Annotated in this window: 13 protein-coding genes and 2 pseudogenes; 1 reads left to right on the top strand and 14 read right to left on the bottom strand. The window is 67.2% G+C overall.

The genetic code is table 11. The features are described 5' to 3' along the window. Positions 1-219: 219 nt before the first annotated feature. From CKW46_RS01720 to CKW46_RS01710, 3 genes and pseudogenes are all read right to left on the bottom strand, one after another. A pseudogene (locus CKW46_RS01720) lies at positions 220-487 on the bottom strand (DNA alkylation response protein); the annotation flags it as partial. Between the two features lie 52 nt (positions 488-539). Next, positions 540-1,040, bottom strand: coding sequence for a hypothetical protein (locus CKW46_RS01715; protein ID WP_015357632.1), 501 nt, complete (start codon positions 1,038-1,040; stop codon positions 540-542). A 109-nt stretch (positions 1,041-1,149) separates the two neighbouring features. Beyond that, positions 1,150-1,431, bottom strand: coding sequence for a hypothetical protein (locus CKW46_RS01710; RefSeq protein ID WP_020785557.1), 282 nt, complete (start codon positions 1,429-1,431; stop codon positions 1,150-1,152). Between the two features lie 154 nt (positions 1,432-1,585). Here CKW46_RS01710 and CKW46_RS01705 point away from each other — a divergent pair, with 154 nt between their 5' ends. Further along, complete coding sequence (locus CKW46_RS01705; protein ID WP_499018648.1) at positions 1,586-1,720, top strand: hypothetical protein; 135 nt, start codon at positions 1,586-1,588, stop codon at positions 1,718-1,720. Positions 1,721-1,840: 120 nt separating this feature from the next. On the opposite strand, the gene CKW46_RS01700 is transcribed toward CKW46_RS01705, so the two are convergent. From CKW46_RS01700 to CKW46_RS01650, 11 genes and pseudogenes are all read right to left on the bottom strand, one after another. After that, positions 1,841-2,986, bottom strand: coding sequence for an MBL fold metallo-hydrolase (locus CKW46_RS01700; RefSeq protein WP_482052711.1), 1,146 nt, complete (start codon positions 2,984-2,986; stop codon positions 1,841-1,843). A 66-nt stretch (positions 2,987-3,052) separates the two neighbouring features. Continuing rightward, positions 3,053-6,280 (bottom strand): arabinosyltransferase EmbB, encoded by a 3,228-nt coding sequence (embB, locus tag CKW46_RS01695; protein ID WP_482052710.1) that lies wholly within the window; start codon positions 6,278-6,280, stop codon positions 3,053-3,055. Next, positions 6,277-9,618: an arabinosyltransferase domain-containing protein gene (locus CKW46_RS01690; protein WP_482052709.1), complete on the bottom strand. Its 3,342-nt coding sequence runs from the start codon at positions 9,616-9,618 to the stop codon at positions 6,277-6,279. The genes embB and CKW46_RS01690 overlap by 4 nt, the downstream gene beginning before the upstream one ends. Before the next feature lie 215 nt (positions 9,619-9,833). Further along, positions 9,834-13,106 (bottom strand): arabinosyltransferase domain-containing protein, encoded by a 3,273-nt coding sequence (locus tag CKW46_RS01685; protein ID WP_482052708.1) that lies wholly within the window; start codon positions 13,104-13,106, stop codon positions 9,834-9,836. Further along, entirely contained in the window at positions 13,106-15,070 is a 1,965-nt protein-coding gene (locus CKW46_RS01680) for a galactan 5-O-arabinofuranosyltransferase (RefSeq protein ID WP_015357625.1), read from the bottom strand. The genes CKW46_RS01685 and CKW46_RS01680 overlap by 1 nt, the downstream gene beginning before the upstream one ends. Positions 15,071-15,072: 2 nt before the next feature. After that, positions 15,073-15,837, bottom strand: coding sequence for a decaprenylphospho-beta-D-erythro-pentofuranosid-2-ulose 2-reductase (dprE2, locus tag CKW46_RS01675; RefSeq protein WP_011742444.1), 765 nt, complete (start codon positions 15,835-15,837; stop codon positions 15,073-15,075). Continuing rightward, a complete protein-coding gene (gene dprE1, locus CKW46_RS01670; RefSeq protein ID WP_015357623.1) occupies positions 15,838-17,229 on the bottom strand; it encodes a decaprenylphosphoryl-beta-D-ribose oxidase in 1,392 nt (463 codons plus the stop codon). A gap of 99 nt (positions 17,230-17,328) precedes the next feature. Further along, positions 17,329-17,694: a GtrA family protein gene (locus tag CKW46_RS01665; protein WP_085979938.1), complete on the bottom strand. Its 366-nt coding sequence runs from the start codon at positions 17,692-17,694 to the stop codon at positions 17,329-17,331. 134 nt (positions 17,695-17,828) lie between these two features. Continuing rightward, the gene (locus tag CKW46_RS01660; RefSeq protein WP_012396854.1) at positions 17,829-18,314 is read right to left on the bottom strand and encodes a GreA/GreB family elongation factor; all 486 of its coding nucleotides are present in this window, start codon (positions 18,312-18,314) and stop codon (positions 17,829-17,831) included. Positions 18,315-18,508: 194 nt separating this feature from the next. Then, positions 18,509-19,674 (bottom strand): annotated as a pseudogene (locus CKW46_RS01655) (SPFH domain-containing protein). Positions 19,675-19,706: 32 nt separating this feature from the next. Next, complete coding sequence (locus CKW46_RS01650; protein WP_012396852.1) at positions 19,707-19,937, bottom strand: NfeD C-terminal domain-containing protein; 231 nt, start codon at positions 19,935-19,937, stop codon at positions 19,707-19,709. Positions 19,938-19,981: the final 44 nt, after the last annotated feature.

Genomic DNA, 19,981 nt, shown 5'->3' with positions numbered 1-19,981 from the left:
TAATTCGCCGCGGACCAATAGGGACTTTCGTCTCTACTTGGGAGTTGGTCGGTTCGGCCGCCCCGCGGGCATGGGCCAGGCCGATTAGGCGGTCGCCAGCGCCCCCGCCACGAGGTCACCGAACCGATCCAGGGCCTCTCCGGAGTCGGCGTCGATGCCGCGCAGCGGCCCACGATCAGCCAGATACCGTTCCGCGTAGAGCCGGGCGACCAGCGTCGCGCGGTCGGTTTCCTCGGCCCACCGCGCCACCGCACCACCCATCAGCTCGCCGGTGCGGATCAGGTGCGGTTCGACGACCGCCAGCTCGTCGGGTTGCAGGTAGCAGGTAGTACGCCACGGTTGATCGCAACGTGGGGTCGGTCAGGTACCAGTTGAGGCCCACAGCCCCGCGATAGCTCTCCGTTTGGTAGCGCTGGGCCTTCTCGGGCGTCGAGAAGGGCAACCGGTCGACGCCCTCCGTCTCGTACTCGCCGTCGCGCTGGCTCATGACGCGACGGTATTACACCTGTGCTGCCGGGTGAAGGCGTTGCGCCGGGTGCTCAGGCAGCGCGCGGCAGGTCTCGCGACGCCGCCGCTTCGTGCTGGCTGGGCCCGCTGGCCGCCGGCGCCCAGCCGACATAGATCAGATAGAGCCCGAGCAGCGCGAAGACGATGCAAAGACTCACCCACACGGCTTGCGCACCGATCATGCTGTTGGCCGCCGAAACAAACGCCTTGGGGAACGCCAGTAGCAGCACCCCGCGCAGCGTGACGATCCAGCCCAGCACCGACACGATGATCGCCGCTGCACCGTGCCAGTACTGGTGACCGGCCACCATCACCAGCCCCAGCACCAGCACAAAGGCGCCGGTGACCCATGTCCACAGGGAATTCGCCTCGAATTGCGACAGCAGGTTCTGCATGTCGGAGGCGCGGGCCACCGCCGTGACATCGACGATGACAAGCAGTGGACCCAATACCCGGCAAAACATCCGGGTCCTGGCCTGCGAATCCAGTGAGACGCTCATGGCTGTACCTCCTTTGACCACATTGGCCGCCATTGGCGCATCACCTCCATCGGATCACCACAACACGCTGCGGCGATAGGGTACGAAGTCCCGTTTTTGCCGGCAGATCCGTCGGTGCGGCCCCGGGCGGGCCCGATGCCCGCTAGATCGAAGCCAGAAAGTCGGAGGTGTAGACCTCGGCGGGGTCCTGGGAAAAACTGCTCGGACGTTGCACCAGCACCCAGACCCCCGTGGCACCCGGACGGATGGCGTTTCGAATGGTCACCGTCCCCGCGCCGGACCCGTCGAGGTCCAGTCCGGTGAAGGCGGTGTCCGGCGCGCCGGGGCCGCAAGGGGCCGACGACGGGCGGGGCGCCTGAATCAGGCCGACGTCATAGTGCATGCCTGGTAGCGCGGTGTTCACCAGATGCACCTCGGCGATCACCGTGGAACCGGCCGTGCGGATGAGGGCCGAGCCGGTGCCGGTGGGGCCTGGCGGCACCTGGGGCGCGAAAGCGGTGATGCTGAAGTCGCAGTGTCGCCCAGCCGCCCGTAACCCAACCCGAGTAGCGCCTCCAGGATCCGGAATGGCACCCGCGGTGCCAGCCGAAAAAGCTGCCCCCGCAGAGATTGCCAGTGTGATTGCCGTGGATACCATCAATATCCGTACCAGCCTGCGCATCAGCCCCACCGTCTATGTGCGTTTGATTTGCCCGCCCGAACTGGGATATTGACCGCATCGCTGACGCTGAAACCTCACCGATGGCACCTACCGGGTGACCACGAATCGAAAATGGCTCGGCAACAAGGCTCGACCGCCCGCAGCTCACGCAACGCCGCCATGGGTTAGCGGATCACAGGGCGAAGATTTGCCCGTCCTTGGCGACTGTGGTTCTGCCCGAGTAGTTCTGGTTGATCTTGTCGAGCCATTGGGAATCGGGCAGGTCGTCGGGTGCGTAGTGACTCAGGATCAGATGCTTCGGTTTGACCACTGCGGCTACCTCGCCGACCTGCTCGGCGGAGGTGTGTGACTTGGGCAGATAGTCCGGCGGGAAGACGTTGCCGTAGTAGGCGGTATCGAGGCTGAACATCGCTTCGTGGACCAGGATGTCGGTGCCGTTCGCCAGCGCAACGAGGTTGTCGGATTTGGTGGTGTCGCCGGAGAAGGTAATGGACACAGCGGGGTTCTTCACGTCGAAGCGGAAGGCGAATGCGGGATAGACGTCGTAGTGGGGCACCAGCGTCGTGGTGACCGATACGTTGTCGTCCGATACCACGGGGAACGGGCTGACCTTCGGCGCTGTGTTGCGATAGTCCGACCCCGCCGGCACCGGGATTTCGATGACCTTGGCCAGATCCTGAACGTTATCGATGCCGTAGTCGCGGATGAAGATGTTGCTGCTGTAGGCGAAGGCCTGGTGCAGCGCTTCAGTGGTCGCGGCCAGCCCTGGCGTCGGGTTGGCGGGATTGACGGTGGCGGGATTCGGGTTGCCGATTTCGCTTGGCGGCAATCCGCCGGCTGGACCGGGACCATAAACCGGGATCGGCGCCCGCCCGGGCGGGGCTTGGAAGCCGCCGGAGAGGAAAAAGCTGTAGTAGTCGACGATGTGGTCGGTGTGTAAGTGGGTGATGAAGATCGCCTTGAGGTCATTGAACTGCAGGCCCGCGTTGGTGAACGCGTTCAGCGAGCCCAAGCCGCAATCGATCAGATAGAGATCGCCGCCGATTTTCAGCACCGACGAGATTCCGATCTTGTTGGGCGTTGGCGGCGGGCCCGCGGCGACCCCGAGAGTGATCAGCGCATTTTCGGGCAACGCGGCCGGGCTGGGCGGCGCCGGCGACTCGCCCGGACCGCAGGCCGACGTGGCCAAAACGCCTGCGCCGACGACGGCTAACCCCGCCGCGGTCAGGGCGGACCGCCGTGAAGAGACCGCGGCCACTATCGATGCGCCACTGTGGTCGCACGCCTGGTGCATACCGTGCAGCTTAGGTTGCGTCATGGCCGAGGCCGCCGGTCGCGAAGAGCGGTGTGCGACTCACTTCCACGAACCGGTCCTTCGCGGCAGCTACGGACCGATGCGGATCTTGCCCGGCGACCACAACCCGCTGTGCGTCGCGGTGCCCAAGTCGAGCTGTGCGGGCGGCGCATCGACCAGGGTCTCGAACTGACGCAGTGACCCCCAGTCGCGCGCCCAGTCGCGGGACAGATAAGTCGCCATGACATGGGCGCGCAGCAGCAGGTCGGTGATACCGAGCAGACCGCCATTGACGCCGTCCTCCCAGGTGTCGGTGTCCAGCTTCTTGGCGTTGTAGTCCGGCGTGATACGGAACTTCGGGATCTCGGTGACGCCGTTGACGTGCAACATCGGCTGCTGGCAGGGGAACGCCAGCCCGACCGCCCAGTCCAGCAGCACCGGTTGCGTCGAACCGACGTACTCCTGCAACGAGCGCAGGTCCGGCACCCGCGGCGGGGTCAGCGCGATCCAGTCCTCCGGTGTCAGCGACAGGTCCTCGGCCACCACACGGACTGCGACGGCGTCGGCCGGCATCTTGTCGCGGGCAAAGCGCAGATTGCGCCAGGCCTTGGGCTGCTCGCCGAACAGGTCGTCAGGCACCATCCGTCCGGCGGCCACCAGCGGGCCGGGACCGGGCCTGGCGTACTCGAGCACCACGGTCTGTCCGGGGGTGTAGCCGTGCAGCACACTGTTTCCGGCGATCTTGCCCGCGGCGGTCACCACCACCAGGGGGTGCCCATCGTCGGGCTTGGGCAGCTGGTACCACGCCGAAGTGAGTTTGCTTTGCTGCTGTGACCCGGTGGCATAGGTACCCGCGAGCGGAACCCGCGCCGGGTCGAGCTGGTAGGGCAGCGGCACGGTGGACCCGTTGATACCCGGGGTCTTCAGCTTCGCCGGCTGATCCCAGTCGTAGTCGGTTCCGGGCTGGTTCGGCTTCATGACCATCGCCTCGGCGACGGTGTGGTCGGGGACCCCGTTGGGGGAGAACCCGACCGGGTTCACCCCGCCCAGCGGTCCCAGCGGGCCGTAGTCGCCGGGCAGCGGCGTCATGAAACCCGCGTTGGTGTCCGGCTCGACGAGCACGTCATCGGCCAGGCCGCAGCCGCCGGTAAAGGCCCGCAGGTTGGCCCAGCCATTGGAGTAGGTGGGGTATTGCCGGAGAATCCCGATACCCATCGATGCGACGAACACCACCGCCATGAAGCCGGCCGCGATGGGAACCGGCGCCGTGGTGAGCGCGCGGGTCAGCCGGCCTTCACCGCTGCCGCGCGGGGCGAAGTGTAGCCAGGCCGCGTACAGCACGGCGAGCGCGAACAGCACGAAAAATATGGTGCTGACCGTGATTCCGGCGATCTTGGGCATCGCGCTGTTGAACGGCACCCCGTAGCTGGAGACATACCACCACCCGTTGGTGGTGGCCCAGCACAACGCCAGGGTGAACAGCAGCGCCGCCAGGAATGCCATCCGGTTGCGCGACCAGCGCAGCACCGTTGGAGACACCAATACCGTCGTCAGCGCCGCCATCGCCGCTCCCACCGCGGCGAACAGCCCAAAGTGGTGCACCCACTTGGTGGGGGTGAACATCAGGAAGAACATGGTGCCGAAGATGACGCCCATCAGGCGCCACGCGGGTCCGCGCGCCACGCCTGCGACGCGCTTGCGCCGCAGCATGATGAACACCGCTGTGAACAGGCACAGCGCGGTAATCAGGAAGCCGAACCGGCGCGATAGCGACCCGTCGACGGTGGGCAGGATCAGGTAGTAGTACCGCAGGTTCTCGGTGTACCAGGCCTGGCTCGGCCCGATCTTGCCGCGCACCCGGGTGGCTTCGAACACCGTCGACAGGGTCTGGTCGGCGAACACCACGGTCAGGATGATGGTGCCGGCCGCCAGCATCGGCGACAGCAACGGCAACGTGCCGACCTGGCGCCGGCGTTTGACCAGGATCCGCAGGATGGGGCGGCCACCGGCCACCAGCGCGGCCACCGCGATCAGCCCGGTCGGTTGCACACCGAGGGTGAACGCGGCGGAGATGATCGCCAGCGCCGCCGGTGTCAGCCGGCCGTAACGCATCGACCGCTCGATCAACACGTAGGTGACCAGCGAGCCCAGCGCGATGATGCCTTCGGGACGCAGTCCGTTGTTGAATGGCATCCACGCGGTCAGCAGCACCATCGCCGCGGCCCAGTTGGCGGGTTTGCTGGCCGCGACCGCCGGCCCCAACCGGGGCAGCACCTCACGCGACAGCAACAGCCAGCACACCAGCCCGGCGAACAGGTCGGGCAACCGCATCCAGATGCTGGCGTCGCTGACGTGGGTCATCAGCGCAAGGAGGTTGTAGTACCAGCCGAACGGGTCCTCGGGGCTGCCGAACCAGCGGAAATAGTTGGACATGTAGCCGGCGTGATCGGCGACCCGGGCCATGCCGAGGATGTAGCCGTCGTCGGACGAGTTCGCCCCGATGACATGCCACAGCAGGAATCCGAATATCACCGCCGCGTCGACCAGGGTGAAGGTGCGCCAGTTAGCCGGGAACAGGCTGCGTAGCCGGCGCCCGTCCAGTCGGTCGAGGCGCCAGAGCGTGATCAGCGCGACGGTGGTGGCCAGGATCGCACCGATGATCGCCAGCAACTTCAGCGTGGTGGGTGTGGTGGAGAACCGGGTGTCGATGGTGGCCGAGAGCCGCAGCCCGTCCGGCGCGGGTCCGGTCAGATCGGTGAAGACCCCGACGATCTGAGGGCGCAGGTTGGGATCCGGGTAGCCACTGCGTAGCGGGGCGCCGGAGGGATCCTTGAGGCCGACAAAGGTGGCGAAGGTACCGGCATGCGTCGAGCTGATCTCGATGCGCTCGCATTGCGGGGAATCCACCTGCTCGCGTGGCACCGACAGGATCACCACGTTGCGGTCGGTGACGTTGACGCGCTTGCTGTTGACGACGACGAACAGCGCCTGCAGGTTGGCGTCCTTGCCCTGCTTGGGTGCGGTGCCCAGCACCACCCCGCCCTTGGCGGGCATGTCGCGCACCACGCTGCAGGGCACCGAGGCCGTCAGATTCACCGGCGTCAGCGAAATCAGCGGCGCGGTCACGCTGTTCAGCTGCCCGTTTTGCGGCCAGTTGAGCATCGCGGTGGTCTGCACGACCGGCAACAGCGGGGTGGCCACCGAGAGCACGAAGCCGATCAGGCCCGCGATCGTGGCTACCCATCGGGTCACCCGCACCTCACGGGCGCTAGCGGTGGTGGCGGCGGTGGCCTGTTCGGTTTCGTTCGTGACGTTCATGGCAGCGCCCTAATCGGTCCCTGGCGACTCCAGCCGGGCACTGTGATCACACCCTCTTGCACAACGGCCTCCGGCGCCTGATCGGCCGGCACCAAGCGGTAATACTGCTCCACCGATCCCCAGTCGCGATGCCAGTTACCGCGCAGGTAGGTGGCGATGGTCGAGGTTCGCAGCAGCGCCTGGGTGAACAGGAACGGCCCACCGGTCGGGCCGGCCTGCCACAGGTTCGACGACGCCGCGGTCTGCTTGTGGTCAGGCAGGATGCGGTACTGCGGCAGTTCGGCGATGCCGAGGTGCTCGGAGAACGGCCGCTGGCACGGGAAGTTGGCTGCGGTCGCAATGTCCATCAACACCGGGGTCTTCGATCCGATCAACTGCTGCAGGGTTTCCAAAACCGGCACCCGGGGCGGGGTGAAGGCGAACCACTGTTCGGGACTCAGGTTTGGGTCGTAGGCGACGATGCGCGCCACGTTGGCCTCCGGCGGGGCCCAGGCCAGCGGGAAGCGCAGGTTGCGCCACGCCGGTTGTGGCCCGATGTCGATCGGGAATACCTGCCCCAGTGGCTGCGTGGTGCCGTCGGGGCGAGTGACGCCCCACTCCAGTTTCAGGGACTGCCCGTAGATAAAGTCGCCGTCCTCTTTGTAGGACCAGATGGCCCCGGCCGCGGTGACCACGACCAGCGGCTGGGCGGCGATGTTGGCCTTCCAATCGCCGGGCAACTGGTACCAGGACGAGGTCGCCGTGGCGGCCAGCGAGTTCTCCCCGTAACTGCCCATCACCGGGGTACGGGCCGGGTCCAGTCCGAACGGCAGCGCCGCGTGGGATCCGTTGATGCCGGCCGGGCCCTTGCCGCCGGCGGTGCCGGCGGAGTCGCTGATGGCGGCGTTGGGCTTGTTGGGCGATGCGTCGGAGTTGACCAGGCCGGGCTTGCTGACCACCGGGTCGGACTTGAGGTCTTCGCCGACCCCTTCCGGCTTGAACCCGAACGGGTTCATGCCGCCCAGCGGTCCGCCCGGTCCGAAGGTCTGCCCCGGAAGTGGTTGCAGCATCCCGGCATTGGGATCGGGCTCGGCCAGCACGTCATCGGCCATAGCGCAGCTGTTCGGGGATAGCCCCGACGTCAGGGCGGCCAGGTTGGCCTTGCCGGTGGTGTAGAGCGGGTAGCGGAAAACCGCGGCCTTGGCCATCGAGCCGACTTCGCCCAGGACCATGATGACCGCGACCACCAGTAGCGGGGTGGAGGCCAGCACGCGGTTGCGCCGGTTGTCCTTGACTTCGGTGTGCCCGGCGTAGTCCATCCGGAAGTGGTACCAGGCGGCCAGCAGCCCGGTCAGGATCGACAGGGTCAGGAACATCGAGGTCACCGGATGGCTGGCGATCACCGGCTGAATGTCGTACCAGGGCACCCCGTAATTGCCGACGTAGAACCACCCGTTGATGCCCGAGGTAGCCCACGCCAGCACGAACAACAGGGCGGTCACATAGAGCGTGAGGTTGCGTCGGCTGTGCAGGCCGATCCGGGCGAAGCTGAATGCCATCACCGCCCCCAGCGCACCGGCCAGCCCGGCGAAGGCGCCGAACTGCACGGCCCACTTGGTCGGCGTGAAGGTCAGCAGCAGCAGACCAACCGCGGTGGTGCCGATCAGTCGCCAGGCCGGGCCGCGGGCCAAACCGCCCACCCAGCCCCGCCGCAGCAGCACCACCAGTGAGCCGAACAGGCAGAGCAGCAGCACCAGCACGGCGAAGCGCCTGGTCATCGACCCGTCAATGTTGGTTTCGACGGTCAGGAAGTAGTAGCGCAGGAAGTCCTGGTACCACGCGATGGTCGGGCCGACCTTGTACTTGATCCGCGCCGCCTCGGCCACGGTGGCCAGCGTCTGGTTGCGGAACACCACGACGGTGATCAGCGACAGCGATGCGGCCAGGACGGCGAGCGGGGCCAGCAGCCCGTCGGTGCCGCGGCGCTTACGGATGATCCCGGCGATGACGCGCGCCCCGGTCAGCAGCGCGGCCACCGCGATCAAACCTTGCGGTGCCAGCGTCGCGGTGAGCATCGCGACGATGATCGCGATCGCGGCCGAAGCCAGCCGGCTCAGCGCGATGGCGCGTTCCACCAGTGCCCAGGTGACCAGCACGCCAAGGGCGATCAGCGGCTCGGGGCGCAGGCCGTTGTTGAATGGCAGCCAGGCGGCCACGAAGACCGCGCCGGCGGTGAACACGGCCACCCGATTGGCGGCCAGGCCGTTCTTGCCGGGGCCGAGCCGGCGCAGCACGAAACGGCTGATGAGCAGCCAGCAGGCGATGCCGGCCAGGGTGGCGGGCAACCGCATCCAGACGCTGGCGGTGCTGATCTGGGCCAGGTGTGCCAGCAGCTCGTGATACCAGTCGAAGGGGGCCTCGGTGGCCCCGAAGTATCGGTAGTAGTTGGCCACGTAGCCGGCCTGGGGTGCGATCCGGGCGATGGTCAGGTTGTAGCCGTCGTCGGAGGAAAGGGCTCCGATCACATGCCAGAGCAGCTGCGTGGCGGTCACCGCGGCGTCGGTGAGCCAGGTTGCGAACCCGACGCGCCAGCGCGACAGCCGGGGCAGCCGCGGCCGGTACCTGGAGAGCCAGGCGATGGGGGAGCGCCAGTCGCGCAGCGCGTCACCGCCGCGGCTGAGCCGGTCCAGGGCGGCCAAGGCCACGATGGCGCCCAGGACCGCGATCGCACCGAGGATCATGGCGATGGTCTTGGTGACCGTGGGCGCGGTGATGAATCGGGTGTCGACGTCGATGCGCGCCGACAACCCCGGTTGGGCCTGGACCTTCAAGTCGGTGAAGATGCCACCGACTTGAGGCTTCTTCTCCGGGGGCAGGGTGCCCGCGGCACCGGGAATGCCGACGAAATCCGCGTGCGCGCCGGTGGCGTCGGCCCAGATGTGCAGCGCGCTGCACCGACCCACGGCGATCGCGGCGCGCGGTGCCACCGCGGCCACCGTGTCGCGGAATGCGACCACGACCGAGTCCTTGTCAGCGCGGACGAACAGCCCGTTCTTGCCGGTATCCACGCCCCCGGCGGGGAGGGTGGACAGCACCAGACCGCCGTTGGCGGGCAGGGTGGCGATCGCCGCGCAAGGCAGTGAAATGTCCAATGCGCGCGGCGCGCCGGACACCAGTGGGGCGGTGATCTGGCTGATGTCGCCGTCCGCGGAGGCGCCCTGGGGCCACAGGATCGTCGCCGTCGTCTGCTTCACCGGAAGGAGCGGAACCAAGGCGCACAGGACCAGCCCGGCGACTCCCAAGACGACGGCTGCTAACCGGGCGATCCGCTGAGATCGCTCATTACCGTCGAGGGACACGATGGTCGATCGTAGGCGACGCGGCTTAGCGCGGTGAGGACGCGGGGCCGCAAAGCGGCTCCGGGGAGGGCCCGGATCGGCGGATCCAGCGCCGTCAGGACGCGCCGCCGCAAAGCGATTCCGGCGCCGGCGCCGTGGCGAAGGGTCGGACAGGCGGATTGGGTGCGGCGCGGCCGCGAGTCCGCAAAGCGGTTGCCCACCGCCTCGGGGCCCCGCTAACCCTTACGCAGGGGTGCCGGATTCCACAGACCGCTGTGGGTTGCCGTGCCCAGTTGCAGCCGTGCCGGTTCGGCCTCCGGGTAGTACGGGGTGAGGCGCTGCAACGCGCCCCAGTCCCGGAACCAGTCGTCCTTGAGGTAGCTGGCGACCGTCGTCGCATGGAACAGCAGCTCGGTGACGCCGAGCGGGCCACCGCCGTTCTTGTCCATCACGGGCGAGTTGGCTTCCGCGCCGAACCGGTCCGGCAGGATCCGCCATTTCGGTGATTCATCGACACCGTTCTGATGGCCGAATGGCCGCTGGCACGGGAAGGCCAGGCCCACCAGCCAGTCCAGGAACACCGGATCCTTGGAGCCCACCACCTCCTGCAAGGTGCGCAGTTGCGGAATCCGCGGCGGGGTCAGGGCGATCCAGTGCTGCGGAGCCAGGTCGTTGTCGTCGGCCACCAGGCGGATTTGTGTGGCGGAGTCGGGGATGGCGGACAGCGTCGCCCGCAGGTTGCGCCACGCCGGTGCCGCCCCGACGTCGGCAAACCCCATCGAGCCGCCGTGCTTCCCAGCTGCCGCTTGCTCATCGGTGGCCCACTGGACCTGGACTTCGCGGGGATCGAACCGGCCGGCCGCGGACACCACCAGCAGCGGTGTCTTCTTCCGCTGATCCGCGGGGGGCAGTCGATACCAGCCCGACCGCAAAATGGCAGGCACCTGGATGCCGGATCGCCAGCTGCCCAGCACCGGCGTGCGCGCCGGATCGAGGTTGAAGGGCAGCCGCGCGCGCGAGCCATTGATGCCCGGTGCGGCAGTGGTGCCGCCCTCGGTGCCGGCCTCGGTGCCGGTGACCAGACCGTCGTCGTTGACGAAGCTGCGGTCGCCCGGGCGCTCCATCACCGGGTCCGCGGAGACGTTGGCGGGGATTCCGTTGGCGGTGAACCCGTCTGACAGGCCGGCGCCCAGCGCATCGGCCACCGGAGCGCTCACCGGGGGCAGCATTCCCGCGTCGGGATCCAGCTCCACCAGCACGTCTTCGGCCAGCCCACAGCTCTTGCCGGTCAGCGCCTGCAGGTTGGACCGGCCCACCGACCACGCCGGGTACTGCGACATCATGCCCTGGGTCAACGAGACGACTTCCATCGTCACCAGCAACCAGGTGGCAATGGCCAGCGGCGCTTGGACGATCGGCGCCAGCCGCGCCCCGAGGCGGGTCCTGGGCGGCCCGTCCCCGGTTGCGACGAAGTTGAACCAGGCGGCCACCACCAGCACGATCACCGACAGCTCGAGCAGTGCGGTGGTCAGCGACCACCGCAGTCTGGGGAACGAGTTCGACCACGGAACGCCGAAGTTGGAGACATACCACCAGCCGTTGACGCTGGCGAACGACAGCGCCATCACAAACAGCACCACGGCGGCGAACACGGTGCGGTTGCGTCGCGAGCGCATCGCCACCCCGGTCACGGCGACGGCGGCCAGCGCTCCCAGCGAGCCGGCCAGCCCGGCGAACACCCCGAAGTGGTGGGTCCATTTGGTCGGGGTGAACATCATCGCCAAGAACGAGATGATCGTGATGCCGATGATGCGGCGGCTGGGGCCTGCCGCACTGCCAGGAATCCGGCCCTTGCGCAGCGACATCGCCACCACGACGGCGAGCGCGAGGATTAGCGCCAGGACCGCGAAGCGACGGGCCACCGAGCCGTCGGGGCTGGCCATGAACAGTCGCTCGTAGCGGATGTGCTCGTCAAACCACTTGAGGCTGGGGCCGACCGCGCGTTTGAGCACGCTGGCCTGAGCCTCGCCCGCGAAGGTCTGGTCACGGAAGATCAGGATCACGGTGACGGTGGCCGCGGTGAGCAGCGGCGCCAGCAGCGGCAGCGCGCCGAACTGTTTGTAGCGGCGGTGCAGGATGGTGCGCAGCGGCCCGATCGCGACCAGCAGCGCGCCAATGGAGGCGATGCCGGTAGGCCCGGAGAACAGGGTGAGGGCACCGATGATGCACGCGATTGCCACCGGCAGCAGCCGGCTGGTGGCCACCGCTCGCTCGACCGAACACCAGGTCAGCAGGATGCCCAGGGCGATGATCGGCTCTGGGCGCAGCCCGTTGTTCAGCGGCAGCCAGACCGCCAGGAACATGCCCGCGGCCGTCCAGGCCGCGGCCCGGTTGGTCTTGACGGCGTGCCCCAGCCGCGGGATGACCTCCCGGCTGATCACCCACCAGCAGGTCAATGCCATCGCCAGGGTGGGCAGGCGCATCCAGACGCTGGCGGTGCTGACATGGGCCCACATCGCCAACAGGTCGTAGTACCAGCCGAACGGTGCCTCGGGCGTGCCGAACCAGCGGTAGTAGTTCGCCATGTAGCTGGCGTGCTCGGACACCCGGGCCATGGTCAGGATGTAGCCGTCGTCGGAGGTGTTGGCGCCGACGAAGTGCCACCACACCAACACGGCGGTGACCAGCCCGTCCAGCGCGCCGATCGACCACCAGCGCGGCGGCAGGATGCGCCGATGCCGGGTGCCGTCGGCGGTATCGAGGATGTGCAGAGCGACCAGGGCGACCGCGGTGGACAGCAGGCCGATGATCATCGCGGCCATCTTCAACGGGGTGGGGCTGCTGCTGTAGCGGGTGTCGATGGTCGCGGAGAAGCTCAGGCCCGGCGGTGTCGGCCCGGTCAGATCGGTGAACACCCCGACGATTTGCGGCCGGAAGTCGTAGCCGCTGCGTTCGCCGCGCAACGGCTCGCCCGGATGCTCGGCGTTGGGGCCCTGCTTGAGCCCGACGAATTCGGCGGTGACGCTCTCGGCGTGCGCGGTGAAGGTCAAACGCTGGCAGGCGGGGCTGAGCACTTGGCTCAGCGGCGCGGAGACCACCGGGACGTTGCGCACCACGAGAACCAGATCGTCGTTGGCGCGCTGAACGAGTAGTCCACGGTCGACGGCGTTGGGGGCTTGCTTGGGCACCGTCGACAGCAGCACCGTCTTGCCATTTTTCTGCGGGCCGGCCAGCCCGGCGGCCGCCGAACAGGGGATGGTGACTTCCAGGTCGGTGGCCACATAGCTGATCAGCGGTGCCTCGACGCTGCTGAACGTGCCATTCTGCGGCCAATTCAGCTTGGCCGTGGTCTGGTCGACCGGCAGCAGCGGGGTTGCCAGCGCCAGAAGGGTCCCCAGCAGACCCGTGACCACGGCGACGAGTCGGGCAATCCGGTACTTTGCTCCCGAATCGCTCACGGACGTAGATGGTAATTGTTCCAATGCGCCGGGTGCGGTCTTGGTCGCCATCAGGCGCTCGCCGCCGGCTTGCGGATGGCCAGCACGAAGGGGCCGATGGTCTCGACGGTGAAGCGTGGGTCGGCGAACAGCGCGGCCTTGAGGTCGACGGTGTAACGCCGGACGTTGGGCTGGTTGGGGTAGACGTCTTCGGCCAGCCGCAGCGTGTAGCTAGCGCCCGAACCGGGACCGGCGCCGCGTCGCATCAGGAAAACCGTTGGCGCCGGCCAGGGCAGTTTGTCCAGGGCCTGGACGAACTCGTCGGATGTCTTGATCTTGCCCCAGCTCTCGATCTGGGCCGCGCGCTTGTCGAACTGCGCCAGCGGGTTGGCGTAATGCGACGTCAGACCCTGAAAACCCCAGTAGGGGTAGTAGGACAGGAAGCTGTAGTCGGCGGTCATCACGACGACCTGATCGCGCGGCTTGCCGGTGACCTTGCGGATGGTCGTGTCGATCGTCGAGTAGTACTTCTCGGAACCGGGCGGGCGCTGATCGCCGCGCTCGCCGTAACCGTCGGTGTCGGTGTAGGCAATCGTGAGGTCGGGCCGCAACACGTCGGGAATGTCCTGGCTGAACGCGATCGCCCCGGCCAGTCCGATCGCGGCGGCGACGGGCAGCGCGGCGCGGCTGCGGACGGTCAGCGCACGCGTTCCTTCCAGGAAGCCAAAGACCCCGGCCGTGGCCAGCAGCACGGTCAGGGTCGGCTGCAACCGGAACGACAACAGGGTGGTGCGCGCCAGCGTGGTCAGCATCGACAGCAGTGACCACAGGTAGACGGCCAGCACGCCGATGGCCAGGGCGCCGGCCCGGGTCGAGGACCGTGCCCGCACCACCAGCCACAGGGTGCCCAGCATGCACAGCGCGCCCAGCAGCGAGAACTGCAGCATCGGGAAGGTCAGTTCGGCGCCGTCGGCGGGCAGGTAGTGCTGGGCGCTGCCGGTGTCGCTGACCGGGTCACGGGCCGCCCGCAACAGGTAGGGCAGCCAGGTGGTGGACGCGATCGTCGCAGCGATCACGGCGATCACGGCCAGCCGTCGCAGCGGATCCACCGCGGCCCTGAGCCCGCCGCGGCGCCACCGTGACACGACCAACAGCGCGGCCATCAGCGTGACCGTGAACGCGCTGTAGGCCACCAGCAGCGTGTACCAGGTGGCGGCGAAGCCGAGGAAGATCCCGGCGCCGACCACCGCGGCCCAGCCCCGAGCCGCCTCGGCGCCCAGCGTCACGTCAGCGTGGCTTTCGGCGTCGGGCGCCACGCTGGCGTGACGTTCGGGGGCGGGCGGGGCGCCGGCGCGCAGGCCCGACCACGTCAGCACCAGCACCGGCGGCAGCAGCACCGTGATCATCGCGGCGTAGGGCTCCGGCGAGCTGTAGGCCAGTGTCACCGCCGTGGTGGCGATGGTGACCAGCAGCGCGTACTCGAAGCGAATCATTCGCCACCACAGCACCAGCGCGACCGCGACCGCGACCGCGATCGAGGTGATGGCCCACGGCTTGAACATTTCCCAGGCGGGGCTGCCGGTCAGTGCCGCGGCGCGACCGCCGATCCAGAACCAGCCCGGCGGGTAGAACGGCGGCAGTCCGATGTAGGTCATGTCGTGCAGTGCCGGGCTGTCGGTCAGCCGGGTCAGGTATTCGGTGCGGAACTGCTGGTCCACCGAGATGCCGAACAGGTACAGCCGGGTGGCCCCCAGCGGCATGCCGAGCGTCACCACGGTGAACGCCGAGACTAACACCAAGCCACCCAGCTGAGCCGGCCGCCGCAGCCGGCCGCCGCGTCGCCAGGCCCAGCCGGCGCCGAGCAGGCCGGCCAGGCAGCCGACCTGGCCGACGGTTGTCAGCGCGTGCAGCTGGTTGGACGACGGAAAGGCCGGCCACTGCACCTGCGAAATGGCGGATAGGGCGACCACCGCGACCGTCACGGCCACCAGTACCGCGGCCGCCATCTGGCCGAGGGTGGCCAGTGCATTACGCATGCTCAGATTGGCAGCCTGCGGAAGATGCTCCGCGGGATGTGACGCAACACCATCATCACGTAGCGAAATGCTGCTGGCGCCCAAACCAGTTCCTTACCTTTTGCGGCGGCGGTCACCGCGAGGTTGGCGACGTACTCCTTGTCCACTGTCAGTGGAGCTTCCTTGACGTGTGCGCTCATCCGGGTGCGCACCTGACCCGGCCGGATCACCAGGACACGAACCCCGTGTTCACGCAGAGCCTCGGACAGCCCGAGGTAGAAGCCGTCCAGGCCGGCCTTGGTGGATCCGTAGACGAAGTTGGAGCGTCGTACGCGTTCACCGGCCACCGTGCTCATGGCGATGATCTGGCCGAAGCCCTGGGCCCGCATCTTCTCGCCCAGCAGCACGCCCACCGACACCGCCGCGGTGTAGTTGATCTCGGCGATCTGCACGGCCTTGTGCTGGTTTTGCCACAGCTCTTCGGCATCGCCGAGCAAACCGAACGCGACGATGGCCACGTCGACGTCGCCGCCGCCGAATGCCTGCTCGATCACCTTCGGGTGGCTGTCGGTGTCCATCGCGTCGAAGTCGATCAGCTCGACCGAGGAGGCGCCGGCGGCCTTCATCTGCGCGACCGCGTCGTCGCGGCCAGGGTCGTCGGGCAGGCAGGCCAGCACGATCCGGGCCGGAGCGTTACGCAGGTAGCGCTGGCAAATGGCCAGACCGATTTCGGAGGTGCCGCCGAGCAGCAGCACGCTCTGGGGATTTCCTACGGCGTCCAGCACCATTTAGAGCAGCTCCAAACGTCGGGCCATGTCGGAGGCGAACACCCCGCAGGGGTCCACCTTGCGGCGCACGGCGATCCATTCGTCGATGCGCGGATACATGGCGTGAAAGGTTTCAGCGGTGGTACGAGAGTCCTTGGCGGTGTAGAGGCGGCCGCCGAATTCCATGACCCGGCGATCGAGTTCGCTGACGAACTCGTTCAGACCCGCCTTGATCGGGAAGTCGACGCAGATGTTCCAGCCGGGAATCGGGAAGCTCAGCGGGGCCTGATTCCCGGCGCCGAACAACTTGAACACATTGAGAAATGAGTAGTGCCCGCTGGCCTGGATGTCGCCGATGATCCGCTTGAACTCGTCGACCGCCTCGGTGGGAACCACGAACTGATATTGCAGGAAACCCGCCGGACCATAGGCGCGGTTCCACTCACCGAACATGTCCAGCGGGTGGTAGAACTGCGTCAGATTCTGGACCTTGCCCCGATAGGTGCCGGACTTGCGGTACCAGAGCTCGCCGATGGGCCCGAAGGTGTATTTGTTGGCCAGCCCATTGGGGAATACGTCGGGAAATGTGAGCAGTTGCGGCGCGTCGAACTTCAGCGGATCCCGTTGCAGCTTGGTGGGGAGCTGGTCGATGGTGGCCAAGCAGCCGCGCGACACCGCGGCACGGCCCAGCTTGGGCGGCCCGCTGATCGCGTCGAACCAGGCGCTGGAATAGGTGTAGTTGCCTTCGCTGCCGTCGCTGTGCAACGCGATGGTTTCGTCCAGGCTGGCGGTGACGTCCCCGTCGGCGATGAAGTACGCGGTCTCGGTGGGTGTCATCTCGATGGTGGCGCGCAGGATGATCCCGGTCAGGCCGTTGCCGCCGACGGTGGCCCAAAACAGCTCGGTGTCTGCGGTCTCGGTGCCCGTCGGAGTGAGGTGGCGGACTTCGCCGTCGGCGGTCAGCAGGGCCAGGCTGCGCACATGGTTGCCGAAGCTGCCCGCGCTGTGGTGGTTCTTGCCGTGGATGTCGCATGCGATCGCACCGCCGATGGTGACTTGCCGGGTGCCCGGCAATACCGGGACCCACAGGCCCAGCGGTAGCGCCGCCTTCATCAGCTGGTCGAGATTCACCCCAGCATCGACGTCGACAAGCGTGCTGTCGGCGCTGATCGAGTGGATCTTGTTCAGCGGGCTCATGTCGATCACCAACCCGCCGCCGTTTTGCGCGTTGTCGCCGTAGGACCTGCCCAGGCCGCGGGCGATGACGCCCCTGGCGCCGGTGTCGGCGACACGCGCGACAGCCGTCGCGATCACCTCGGGATCTGGGGTGTGGAGCACCTCGGCCACCGACGGCGCGGTTCGACCCCATCCGGTCAGCCGGGTGGGTGTGGTGGGAACGGGCGCGCTAAACATCGTCAAAGAGGGTACCGCTTGGTTCGGCAAGGATGCCCACGCTCACGCCGGTATCGGGCGTTTTTGCCGGCGGGAAAGTGCAGTTTGGGCGGGACCGGCTCAGTGTCTACGGAAGATCACGGCCCGCTGCACCACGAAGTTGATCACCGTAGCAACGGCCTGGGCGATCACGAATGCGACCGGTATCGCCCACCCGCGATAGTGCATAAGTGCAAGACAGAGGTGGTTGATTCCGACCTGCACGGCGAAGGTGACCCCGTAGAGAGCCATCACGGCGGCAAATCGCGCCCCGCTTGGTGCCGCCTGGAACGTCCACCGGCGATTGATCAGGTAGGCGGTGATGGTGCCGATCACGACGCTGATGAACTTGGACAGGTCGACCTGCAGGCCGACCACCTTGTAGAGCACCACGTACACGCTGAAGTCGACGATTGCCGCGAAACCGCCGGTCACGATGAAGCGGATCATCTGAGTCGTCAGATGCAAATGCTGGCGCTGGTGCTCTTCGGCGGGCGCGGCAGCGGGCTCTGGCGGGATCATCGGGGGAAGTCTAACCAGGTTGGCGAGCGATTCTGGCGTTCTGTCGGGAACGGGCGCTACTAGGTGGGCAACTTGATCGAGAGGAGTTCCACCTGGCTCGGTCCGCGCGGGGTGGAGTAGGTCACCGTGTCACCCGCCTGGCGCCCCGCCAGGGCCTGCCCCAGCGGGCTGTGCGCGGTCAGCGTCTCGTACTCGTGGCCGACCGGGTTCTCCTCCACGATGGCGATCACGTGCATCGTGACCACCTCGCCATCGTCGAAGCGCAAGGTGACCTCGGTGCCACTTGGCAGCGTTTCGGACCCGGTCGCGTTGGATGGCCCGGCTTTCAGTCGCCGATCGAGCTCGTGGATCCGTTCGGTCAGCACGGCCAGTTCGTCGGCGCGCTGAATCGCCTCAGCCGCGTCGCCGTGATCGCCGATCATTCCGCGGTCGTTTTTGACCTCGATCTCCAGCCGGTCGTGGCGTTGCCGGAGCCGGGCCAGCTCGGCGGCGAGGTTATCGCGCGCTGCCTCTGCCAGCCCTGGTGATTGGACTTCCTCACTCACGTCCGTCGACCTTTCGTCCGATGTGGGTTGCCCGTAGTTCCGTTTGCTAATAACTCATCGGCCATGTGGCGTTCCAGTGTTACACCACTGACAGGCCGCCGTCGCCCGTATTCGTGAAGCGTTTACAGCCCGATAAAGTCCTGCGGCTTGCCCCGGACCGTCGTGGCCACCCGCCGGTGGCGCCAACCGCCTTGCTAGACGTTGTCTGTGGTTCCGGCGTTCCAGGGCGCCACCGCGTTCTCCCCGTCGTTGTCGTCAGCGACGCTGCCGCGCATCGCGTCGAAAATGGCGACCCCTTGAGAGACCAGCCCCGCGGCCACCTGGCTGAGCCCGTCGGCGCCATTGAGCACGGTGAGATTTGCGCCCGAGAGACCCAGGGCGGCCTTTTCGACGATGTCGGGCAGCTGGTCGATGAGCATGCGATCCAGCGCCACCCGGTTGTGCGACGCCGCAGCCTCGGCCTGGATCTTCATCTTCTCGGCGTCGGCGACGGCCAGGATGCGGACCCGCTCGGCTTCGGCCTCGGCCGGCTTGACCACCTCAGCGACCAGCTCCTGCTGGCGCAACTCGGCGGCCCGCTCGGCCAGTTCGGTGCGCATCTCGAGCACCTCGCGCTGGGACTGGGCCTCGGCCAGCGGACCGGCCTGGGCGGCCTGGGCCTGAGCCTTGTCGACCTCGGCCTTGTATTGCGCCTTGACAATGGCGGTCTCACGGGCGAATTCGGCTTGCTCGCGCTGCGATTCCTGCTCTGCCTCGGCGGACAACTGGTTGGCCTGCGCCTGGGCGATCTGTGCTTGCTGCTGGATCGCCGCATTGTGCGGTGCCGACATCGCGTCGATGTAGCCGAGCCCGTCGTCGTCGATCGACTGGATCTGCAGGGCGTCGACGTTGAGGCCGATTCGGGCCATCTCTTCCTTGGAACCGTCGAGCACCTCGGTCGCGAGCTTTTGGCGCTCCCGGATGATCTCTTCGACGGTCATGGAGCCGATGATCGAGCGCAGGTGGCCGGTAAAGATGCGCCCGGTCAAGACCGACATCTGGTCTTGTTCGGAGAGGAATCGTTGCGCCGCTGGTCTTGTTCGGAGAGGAATCGTTGCGCCGCGGCGATGATGCTCTCGGTGTCGTTGCCGACCTTGAAGGCGATGACCGCCCGGACGTTGAGCGTGATGCCCTGCTGGGTCACGCATTTCTCGGCGACCTCGGCTTCACACATCGCCAGCGTGAGGAAGCGGACCTTACGGAAGAACGGAACGACGAAGGACCCGTGGCCGGTTACCACGCGAAACGGCGCGTTGCCTTTGACCCGGCCCCCGGATATCAGCATCGCCTCATCCGGATCGGGAACCTTGTAACCGAGCATTGTTGGACTCCTTGAATTTTTCGTGGTTTGGATCAGAGAAGTTCGGTTACGACCAGATCGTTCCAGGGCTCGACGAGCACCGTCCGGGCTCCCCGAACCCCTACCACCAGCACCGTGGTGCCTTTGGGTAACGGATGGTCAGATCGTGCCAGGAAGGCCTCCTTGGAGCCCCGAACGGTGAGCAGGACCTCGCCGGCACCGTGTTTGCCGCGGGTCGCGACCACCAACGTCCCGACGCAACCGATCACCGAGGCGTCGCTCACACTTGCATATTCTTCCAGCTACTGGCTTTTGCGTTCTCGGGTGA

Origin of the sequence: Mycobacterium liflandii, assembly GCF_022354805.1 — a bacterium.
GTDB lineage: Bacteria > Actinomycetota > Actinomycetes > Mycobacteriales > Mycobacteriaceae > Mycobacterium > Mycobacterium marinum.
Note: the sequence above shows the minus strand (reverse complement) of the source record. Positions and strands in the feature narration are given on the sequence as shown.

Excerpts from the sequence above, each read along its gene's own strand:
- CKW46_RS01715 (WP_015357632.1), bottom strand. The coding sequence starts at position 1,040 with ATGGCGGCCAATGTGGTCAAAGGAGGTACAGCCATGAGCGTCTCACTG.
- CKW46_RS01700 (WP_482052711.1), bottom strand. The coding sequence starts at position 2,986 with ATGACGCAACCTAAGCTGCACGGTATGCACCAGGCGTGCGACCACAGT.
- embB (WP_482052710.1), bottom strand. The coding sequence starts at position 6,280 with ATGAACGTCACGAACGAAACCGAACAGGCCACCGCCGCCACCACCGCT.
- CKW46_RS01685 (WP_482052708.1), bottom strand. The coding sequence starts at position 13,106 with ATGGCGACCAAGACCGCACCCGGCGCATTGGAACAATTACCATCTACG.
- CKW46_RS01680 (WP_015357625.1), bottom strand. The coding sequence starts at position 15,070 with ATGCGTAATGCACTGGCCACCCTCGGCCAGATGGCGGCCGCGGTACTG.
- dprE2 (WP_011742444.1), bottom strand. The coding sequence starts at position 15,837 with ATGGTGCTGGACGCCGTAGGAAATCCCCAGAGCGTGCTGCTGCTCGGC.
- dprE1 (WP_015357623.1), bottom strand. The coding sequence starts at position 17,229 with ATGTTTAGCGCGCCCGTTCCCACCACACCCACCCGGCTGACCGGATGG.